Genomic DNA, 9422 nt, shown 5'->3' with positions numbered 1-9422 from the left:
CTCGTGATCGTCGAGGGGGCGGGGGGCTGGTTCCTGCCGCTGGATCATCAGCGTCTGCTCTCGGAGTGGGTCGCCCAGGAGCGGCTGCCGGTGATCCTGGTGGTGGGGGCCAGGCTGGGCTGCCTCAACCATGCCCTGCTCACCGTCAGCGCCATTCGCCAGCAGGGGTTGACTCTGGCGGGCTGGGTCATCAACCGGGTGGATCCGCACATGAGCCGCTACGAGGAGAACCTGGACACCTTGAAAGCCATGTTGCCGGCCCCATTTCTGGGGGAACTCCCCTTCGTGGACGCGGTGAATGAGGTGGATTTGCACCACTGTCTCGATGTGTCGCCCTTGCTCTGAGGCCAGACATTCAGCAAACATTCATCGAGTCTGTCTATTATCTGGGGCAAGTGTGGCATCGGTCGCCCCTGGGGCGCCCCGAACCATGCATCCATATCTCACAAGGAGTCAATATGAAGCGAATTATGCTATTCCTGGTGACCAACCTGGCCGTCATGCTGGTGCTGGGGGTGGTACTCAATATCCTGTTCTCGGTTCTGGGGATCAACAAGTCCAGCATTTCCGGTCTGTTGGTGTTCTGTGCCGTGTTCGGTTTTGGGGGTTCCTTTATCTCCTTGCTGATGTCCAAGTGGATGGCCAAGCGCAGCTATGGCGTCCAGGTCATCGAGCAGCCCCGCAACGAGACCGAGCACTGGCTGGTGAGCACTGTTGCCCGTCAGGCCCGTGAGGCTGGCATCAAGATGCCGGAAGTGGGGATCTACGACTCCCCCGAGATGAACGCCTTTGCCACCGGTGCCCGCCGTGACGACTCCCTCGTCGCCGTCTCCTCCGGTCTGCTCTACAGCATGAGCCGCGACGAGGCGGAAGCCGTGCTGGCCCACGAGGTGAGCCACGTGGCCAACGGCGACATGGTGACCCTGACCCTGATCCAGGGGGTGGTGAACACCTTCGTGATGTTCTTCGCCCGCATCGTGGCTGGCGTCATCAGCAACTTCTTCAGCTCCAACAACGAGGAAGAGAGCAGCAGCACCGGCGGTTTCGCCTACATGATCACCGTGTTCGTGCTGGAGATGGTGTTCGGCGTGCTCGCCTCCATCATCGTCATGTGGTTCAGCCGTCAGCGCGAGTTCCGTGCCGACGCCGGTGCCGCCAAGCTGGCCGGCCGCGACAAGATGATTGCCGCGCTCCAGCGTCTCGCCCGCGGTGCCGAGCCGCAGATGGAGGGTTCCATGATGGCGTTCGGCATCAACGGCAAGCGCTCCATGAGCGAGCTGTTCATGAGCCACCCGCCCATCGAGCAGCGCATCGCCGCCCTGCGTGGCTGATAGCCAGTCATCTAAATAAAACGGCTGCCCTCGGGCAGCCGTTTTGCATTCCGGGGACGGGGTTTTGTCCCCCGATCACCCTATTTGATCACCAGATCCGTCAGGGGCACGGCGCAGCAGGCGAGGATCTTGCCCTCGGCCCGCTCGGCGGCGCTGATGGCGGGGGCATCGGGGTGATCCACCTCGCCCGAGACCAGGGTCTGCTTGCAACTGCCGCAGATGCCGGCACGGCAGCTCCAGGGCAGCTCTACCCCCTGCTTGTTGGCCTGATCCAGCACGGTGCCCTGGTTGTTGCCCGCAAACTCCCGCTCGCCGATACGCAGTTGCACCGCCTGATGGGGGCGGGCCACCGAGAGCAGGGCCCCGCCAAAGCTCTCCTGGCGGATGCGCCCGGCCGGTACGCCGAGGGCGGTCAGCCGGTTGGCTGCATCGGCCATGAAGCCGTGGGGGCCGCAGATGAACACCTCCCGCTCCTGCAAATCCCGGATCCGGCCCAGGTGATCGTCATTCAGACGGCCGCTGAGCCCCTGCCAGTGTTTGTCAGGCTGGCTCAGGATCAGGGTGAGGGTCATTCCCTGCTGCGCCATGGCGTGCAGCTCGCTGGCGGCAGGAATGTCTGCCTCGCTGCGACACAGGTGCATGAAGTGGACGTCACCGAGCTCCCCCCGTAGTGCCAGAGTGCGGGCAATGGAGAGCATGGGGGTGACACCGGATCCCGCCGAGAGCAGCAGCAGCCTGCGCTCGGACCCTAAGTGAAACTCGCCGGCCGGGGGGGCGGCCAGCAACCGGTCGCCCACTTTCAGCTCATGGTGCAGCCAGGGGGAGAGGCGGCCATCGGCCAGCTTCTTGACGCTGATGCTGTAACGCTCGGGCCGCTCCGGAGTGGAGCTCAGGGTGTAGCGGCGCTGAACCCGTGTGTTTTTGATATCGAGGCTGATGGGCAGGTGCTGTCCAGGCAGGTAGTCGGGCAGGGGCTCGCCGTCGGCGGCCTCGAACCAGAAGGTTTCCAGATCCCGGGCCAGGGGTTCCCGGGCGACGCACACCAGCTCCCGCTTTTTCGGGGCCGCGTTGGGGTAGACCGGCGCCCGGGCCCGCTCCAGCACCTCGATCTCGCTGCCCGCCTCAATCCACCCCTCGTTCAGGGCCACCAGATTCTGGCCGAAGTAGACCTCACCATCTTCGCCACGGCGGTAGCGGGTGAGGGTGGCCAGCGGCTCTTTCAGGGCATTGAAGCGCTCCGAGCCTGCCTCCACCGTGGTCATGATGCAGCGGCTGCACGGCTTGTCCACCCGAAACTCCACCTCGCCGATGCGGATCCGCTTCCAGCCATCTTCTTCGAAGGGGCGGGTGCCGCTCGCCACCAGGTTGGTACGAAACTGGCTCATCTGGTGCAAGGCATCGGATCTCAGGTTGAGATCCTCAAGGGAAGCCTGGCTGATGAGCAGCAAGGGGTAGCCGTCTGCAAAGCTCACCCGGGTGCCGGTCTTCTCCCGAAAACGATCGGATGCCTCCCCGAGCCAGAGCAGGCGCACCGGCTCCCTCGCCACGCGGCTCAGCCACTCATCGGCGTCGGGCCCGGTGTGCAGGGCGGTAAAGCGATCCCCCCAGACACCGGTGTGCTGAGGGGCGCGACTGAACGCCGCCTCCATGAGGGCAAGGGGGGGCAGACCCGGATAGCGCAGTTGCAGCCCTCCCTCGACGGGGGTGGCCACCACCTGCTGCAACTGGGGATGGGTGCGGGCGGTGATAAAGGTGCCATCCGGTTTGACCACCATGTAGCGGCGATCCCCGGCAAGTCCCTCCTGGGTCACCCGGGCGCGCTCCAGCGGCATGCCTGCCGTCGATTTGATGGGGTAGAGATGTATGCTGGCGAGGGTCGGCATGTCCTGGTCCTTGTGCTGTGGCGATTCCTGTGAAGAGGGGAAGATAACGATTCCTGTCCCGGGCGGCAATCTTCTCCTGCTGCCCACGTCGAGGGCGGCGAGGGGGCTCGGGCGACAGGCCCGAATGGCTGCGGGGTGTGACGGGGATCCGGTTGTGAAGGGGGCGACCCATAAAGCGCAACATTTATTGATCCTGATCCACCATGTCGTACAAAAAACGGCCCATCATCGAGCCAGCTTCCAGTTTCTGACGCTTTCGCTTCTTCCCTCTCCAGCCACCGTCTGCCCAGGCAACACGGTATCAAGTGCATTCGGATGGGGCCTGTCACACAAAAAGAAGAAAGCAATGTATGAGCAAACAACTGGATATGACCCCACAGCCGGATCTCTCCCAGAAAACGGGAACAGGCCCGGTTCGCACCCGGCTGCCCGTCTGGCGGCCGGCCCTGCCACCTTGCAACCATGCCTGCCCGGCTGGCGAGAACATCCAGGCCTGGCTTGCCCTGGCCGAAGCGGGCCGCTTTGAAGCGGCCTGGCAGCGCCTCATCGAAGAAAATCCCCTGCCTGCAGTCCACGGGCGGGTCTGTTATCACCCCTGCGAAACGGCCTGCAACCGTGCCCAGGTGGATGATGCCGTCTCCATCCACGCTATCGAGCGCTTCCTCGGCGACGAGGCGCTGGCCCGGGGCTGGCAGCCTGTGCCCCCCGCACCCGCCAGCGGCAAGAAGGTGCTGGTGATCGGTGCCGGTCCCTCCGGCCTCTCCTGCGCCTGGCACCTCAATCGGCTCGGCCATCAGGTGGAGATCCGCGAAGCGGGGCCGCTGGCGGGCGGCATGCTGCGTTTCGGCATTCCCGCTTACCGCCTGCCTCGCGATGTGCTGGATCGGGAGGTGGCCCGCATCGTGGCGGCCGGGGTGACGCTGACCCTCAACCACAAGGTGGAGGATGTGCTGTGCGAGCGCGACGAGGGGGGCTTTGACGCCGTCTTCATGGCCATCGGCGCCCATCTGGCCAAGCGGGTCGACATTCCGGCCCGGGAGGCGGGCAAGATCCTCGATGCGGTGAGCTTCCTAGAACAGGCGAGTCTGGCCGAAGAGAAAGGACTGCCACCGCCAAAACTGGGACGGCGGGTGGCCATCTACGGCGGCGGCAACACCGCCATGGATGCGGCCCGTACCGCTCGTCGCCTCGGGGTCGAGGAGGCGATAATCATCTACCGCCGCGACCGGGACCATATGCCGGCTCACGCCTTTGAAGCCGATGAGGCCGAGGAGGAGGGGATCAAGATCAACTGGCTGCGCACCATCCGCCAGCTCGACAGCACCAACATCGAAGTGGAGGTGATGGCGCTGGATGCCGAGGGCAAGCCGGTGCCCACCGGCCAGTTTGAAACCCTCGAAGCGGACTCCCTCATTCTGGCGCTGGGTCAGGAGGTGGACTTGAGCGTGTTGGAGAGCATCCCCGGCGTGCGGGTCAACAAGGAGGGAGTAGTACAGGTTGGCGAGAACCTGATGACGGATGTGCCGGGTCTGTTTGCGGGCGGCGACATGGTGCCCTCCGAGCGCACCGTCACCATCGCCACCGGCCACGGCAAGAAGGCGGCGCGCCATATGGATGCCTGGCTGCGCGGTCGCCTCTACCACAAACCGCTTTCCTATTCATTGGTGGGGCCGGAGCAGTTGCAGCTCTGGTTCCAGACCCAGGCGCCGGCCAGCAGTCAGCCGGTCAAACCGGCGTGGGCGCGGGACGACTTTGGCGAGATCATCGGCGGGCTGGATGAGGTGGCCGCCCGTTACGAGGCGGCGCGTTGTTACTCCTGCGGCAATTGCTTCGAGTGCGACGGCTGCTATGGCAGTTGCCCCGAGCAGGCCATCGCCAAGTTGGGGCCGGGTCTGGGGTATCGGGTGGATGCCGAGCGCTGCACCGGCTGCGGTGCCTGCCACGACCAGTGTCCCTGCCACGCCATCGAGTTGCGCCAACCGGAGGAGTTCCAATGAAACATGAACTGATCATGGTTGACGGCAACGAAGCCGCGGCCCGGGTGGCGTACCAGCTGAGCGAAGTGTGTGCCATCTATCCCATCACCCCGAGCTCGACCATGGCCGAACTGGCCGATGCCTGGGCGGCACAGGGGCAGACCAACCTGTGGGGCAACATCCCCACGGTGGTGGAGATGCAGAGTGAAGGGGGGGCGGCCGGCACGGTACACGGCGCCCTGCAGGCGGGGGCGCTCGCCACCACCTTCACCGCCAGTCAGGGGCTGATGCTGATGCTGCCCAACATGTACAAGATCGCCGGTGAACTGACTTCGGCGGTGTTCCATGTGGCGGCCCGATCCTTGGCGGCGCAGGGGCTGTCGATCTTTGGCGACCATCAGGATGTGATGGCGGCGCGCAGCACCGGCTTTGCCATGCTCGCCTCCGGCTCGGTGCAGGAGGCGCAGGACCTGGCCCTGGTCGCCCACAGCGTCACCCTGCAGTGCCGGGTGCCCTTTATCCACTTCTTCGACGGGTTCCGTACCTCCCACGAGGTGAACAAGATAGTCACGCTGCATAAAGATGAAATTCGGGCGCTGATCGACAACGACTGGGTGCGCGCCCATCGCGCCCGGGCCCTCAACCCGGATCATCCGGTGATGCGTGGCACCGCCCAGAACCCGGATACCTATTTCCAGTCCCGCGAGAGCGTCAACCCCTTCTACGAGGCGGTACCGGCCCGGGTGCAGCAGTGCATGGAGAGCCTCGGCGAGCTGACCGGCCGCCACTACCGGCTGGTGGAGTACCACGGCGCACCCGATGCCACCGATGTGATCGTGCTGATGGGCTCGGGAGCGGCCACCGCCCGCACCACCGTGGATTGGCTCAACCGGCAGGATCGCAAGACCGGGGTACTGGTCATTCGCCTCTATCGTCCCTTCCCGGTGCAGGCGCTGCTCGATGCGCTGCCCGCGAGCGTGCGGCGCATGGCGGTGCTGGATCGCACCAAGGAGCCGGGGGCAGGGGGCGAGCCGCTGCTGCTGGATGTGCAGAGCGCGCTGATCGACGGTTTGCAGCGCGGCCTTATCAAGCGGCTGCCGTGGCTCAGTGGCGGTCGCTATGGCCTCTCTTCCAAGGAGTTCACCCCTGCCATGTGCGCGGCGGTGTTCGAGGAGCTGGCATCCGATGCGCCGCGTCCGCGCTTTACGGTGGGGATCGTCGATGATGTGTCGGGCCTCAGTCTGGCCTGGCACCCCATCGGCGATCTGGAGCCTGCCAGCCGGGTGCGGGCGCTCTTCTTCGGCCTGGGCGCCGACGGCACGGTGGGCGCCAACAAGAACAGCATCAAGATCATCGGCGAGCTGGAGGGGTTCCACGCTCAGGGCTACTTCGTCTACGACTCCAAGAAGTCGGGCTCGCGCACCGTCTCCCACCTGCGCTTTGGCCCCGAGCCCATCGACGCCCCCTGGCTTATCGAGCAGGCGAGCTTTATCGGCTGCCACCAGTGGGGCTTTGTCGAGTCAGTGGATCTGCTGGAACATGCCGCCGAAGGGGCGACCCTGCTGCTCAATGCTCCCTATGAGCCTGAGCGGGTCTGGGCCGAGCTGCCCGAGCGGCTGCGCGCCCGTATTCGCGCCCTCAATATCCGCCTCTACTGCATCGATGGGGATCGGGTGGCCGAGCGCAACGGCATGGGCAATCGCATCAACACCATCATGCAGACCTGCTTCTTCGCGCTGGCCGGCATCTTGCCGCGGGACGAGGCTATCGCCCTTATCAAGGAGAGCATCGAGAAGAGCTATGCCCGCAAGGGGCCCGAGGTGGTGGCGCGCAACTTTGCGGCGGTGGATGACACCCTGGCTCATCTGCACCGGGTGGTCATCCCGGCCGGTGACGAGCAGATCAGCGATTACCCGCAGCCGCTGGCGCCGGGCGGCAGCGAGTTTGTCCAGCGGGTCACAGGCCCGATGCTGGCGGGGCGCGGCGATCTGATCCCTGTCTCCATGCTGCCGGTGGATGGCACTTACCCCACTGCCACCAGCCGTTTCGAGAAGCGGGATATCGCCCGCGAGATCCCGATTTGGCATTCGGATATCTGCATCCAGTGCGGCAACTGCGTCTTTGTCTGCCCCCACGCGGCGCTGCGGGCCAAGTTCTACCATCAGGACTGGCTGGCGACCGCCCCCGAGGCGGCGCAGTCGGTACCCGTCACCGCCAGGGGCTTCCCCGACAGCCGCTACACCCTGCAGCTCTATCCGGAAGATTGCACCGGTTGTGGCCAGTGCGTGCAGGCCTGTCCGGTGCGGGCCGGAGCGGATGAGAGCCATGAAAGTGAGCGCGCCATCGCCATGATGGACAAGGCCCCCCATCTGGCTGGTCAGAAGCAGGCGCTGCGCTGGTTCGAGAGCCTGCCGTGGCCTGCCCGCGAGCGGGTGGATTTCTCCACGGTGCGCGGCACCCAGTTCCTCGAACCCCTGTTCGAGTTCTCCGGTGCCTGCGCCGGCTGTGGCGAGACCCCGTACCTCAAGTTGCTGACCCAGCTGTTTGGGGATCGCATGCTGGTGGCCAACGCCACCGGCTGCTCCTCCATCTACGGTGGCAACCTGCCGACCACCCCCTGGGCCAAGAACGGCGAAGGGAAGGGGCCGGCCTGGTCGAACTCATTGTTTGAGGACAACGCCGAGTTTGGCTTTGGTTTTCGCCTCACCGCCGATCAGCATCACGGTCAGGCGGTGGCGGCTCTCGAAGTGATGAAGGGGGAGCTGGGCGCAGAGCTGGTCGATACCCTGATTAGCGCCCCGCAGCGGCTGGAATCGGAGATCCGCGCCCAGCGTACCCGGGTCGCGCAAGTGCGGGAGCGGCTGGAAGAGGTGAAATCCGGCAAGGCTCGCGAGCTGCTCTCCTTGATTGATCAGCTGGTGCGCCGCTCGGTCTGGATAGTGGGCGGCGATGGCTGGGCCTATGACATCGGCTCGGCGGGGCTCGACCATGTGCTCGCCTCCGGCCGCGACGTGAACGTGCTGGTGATGGATACCGAGGTCTACTCCAACACCGGCGGTCAGATGTCGAAATCGACCCCGCTCGGTGCCGTCGCCAAGTTCGCGGCGGGGGGCAAGGCGCTGGCCAAGAAGGATGTGGCGTTGCAGGCCATCTCCTACGGCAACGTCTATGTTGCCCGCATCGCCTTTGGTGCCAACCCGCAGCAGGCGCTACAGGCCTTGCGGGAAGCGGAAGCCTATCCGGGCCCGTCCCTTATCATCGCCTACAGCCACTGCATCGCCCACGGCATCGACATGGAGCAGGGATTGGCCCAACAGAAGCGTGCGGTCGATTCGGGCCACTGGCCGCTGATGCGCTACAACCCGGTACTGCGCAGCGCCGGGCAGAACCCCTTCAGCCTCGACAGCCTGCGCCCCTCCATCCCCCTTGCCGAATATCGGCAGGAGGAGACCCGTTATCGGGTGCTGGCCCAGAGCCATCCACAGGAGGCCGAGCGGCTGATGCAGGTGGCGCAACAAGTGGCGTGGCAGAAGTGGGCCACCTACGAGGAGATGGCCACCCGCGAGGCCAGCCATTTCCATCCGCCGGTGTGAGGATGGGATGAAATCGGTATGAGAAAGCGGGCCATTGGCCCGCTTCGTTTTCCGGTGCCAAGGGAAGTGGCCGTTGCCGCGCCTTGGGGCGGCCAACAAAAAGCCCGGCGTCGGGCCGGGCTGGCAGGATAAGTTGCTTATCCAGGTATTCGTCGAGGCGTCTAGTGTGGATGTTGTTTGAGGATGTCGTATATCTCCTCTTTCAGTTTAAGTTTCTGTTTTTTCAGATCCTTCACCTCGGAGCTGTAGTCGCTGGCGTGGTGTTTCTCCAGCTTTCTGATCTCCGCATCCAGGTCGTTGTGCAAGTCAAACTTCTTCTGGAAATGGACATCACTGCTCTTCAGTTTCGAGATGAGATCTCTGTACTCCGGAAACATGTAATGAAGCCTCCTTGTTGTCGTTTGATTGTGCCTGCAAGACCAAAGTACCCCTTACTGCCGGGGAGAAACGTGATCCCGATCCAATTCGGGGCCACGGATTTGCTGCATGGGAAGGGCGATTTTTAACTGTTTGAATTACAAGATGATTGCCTGCTGACCCTGGGGCAGCAGAGGAAAGAAGCGGGATCCGCTTCACATTCGGGAGAGGGGGTCTGCTACGGGGCGGGCAACAGAAAGGGGCGCGAGGCCCCTGACTGGA

At 64.5% G+C, this 9422-nt stretch carries 6 protein-coding genes; 4 read left to right on the top strand and 2 right to left on the bottom strand.

The genetic code is table 11. The features are described from left to right. Both bioD and htpX read left to right on the top strand, forming a co-directional pair. Positions 1–345, top strand: a 345-nt coding sequence (gene bioD / locus BN1120_RS18010) for an ATP-dependent dethiobiotin synthetase BioD (protein ID WP_042017372.1), incomplete at its 5' end; no start/stop codon positions are given. A gap of 113 nt (positions 346–458) precedes the next feature. After that, positions 459–1331: a protease HtpX gene (htpX, locus tag BN1120_RS18005; RefSeq protein ID WP_010674070.1), complete on the top strand. Its 873-nt coding sequence runs from the start codon at positions 459–461 to the stop codon at positions 1329–1331. A gap of 80 nt (positions 1332–1411) precedes the next feature. Here the strand turns inward: htpX and BN1120_RS18000 are convergent, their stop codons facing one another. Next, positions 1412–3214: a hybrid-cluster NAD(P)-dependent oxidoreductase gene (locus tag BN1120_RS18000; protein WP_042017368.1), complete on the bottom strand. Its 1803-nt coding sequence runs from the start codon at positions 3212–3214 to the stop codon at positions 1412–1414. A 350-nt stretch (positions 3215–3564) separates the two neighbouring features. Here BN1120_RS18000 and BN1120_RS17995 point away from each other — a divergent pair, with 350 nt between their 5' ends. Beyond that, positions 3565–5211, top strand: coding sequence for an NAD(P)-binding protein (locus tag BN1120_RS17995; RefSeq protein ID WP_042017367.1), 1647 nt, complete (start codon positions 3565–3567; stop codon positions 5209–5211). Then, positions 5208–8783, top strand: coding sequence for a pyruvate:ferredoxin (flavodoxin) oxidoreductase (nifJ, locus tag BN1120_RS17990; RefSeq protein ID WP_042017366.1), 3576 nt, complete (start codon positions 5208–5210; stop codon positions 8781–8783). The genes BN1120_RS17995 and nifJ overlap by 4 nt, the downstream gene beginning before the upstream one ends. Positions 8784–8944: 161 nt before the next feature. Here nifJ and BN1120_RS17985 read toward each other — a convergent pair whose 3' ends face one another. Next, positions 8945–9160: a YdcH family protein gene (locus BN1120_RS17985; RefSeq protein WP_005313020.1), complete on the bottom strand. Its 216-nt coding sequence runs from the start codon at positions 9158–9160 to the stop codon at positions 8945–8947. Between the last annotated feature and the right edge of the window lie 262 nt (positions 9161–9422).

It is taken from the genome of Aeromonas caviae, assembly GCF_000819785.1.
Classification (GTDB): domain Bacteria; phylum Pseudomonadota; class Gammaproteobacteria; order Enterobacterales; family Aeromonadaceae; genus Aeromonas; species Aeromonas caviae.
This window is presented reverse-complemented; position numbering and strand designations above follow the sequence as displayed.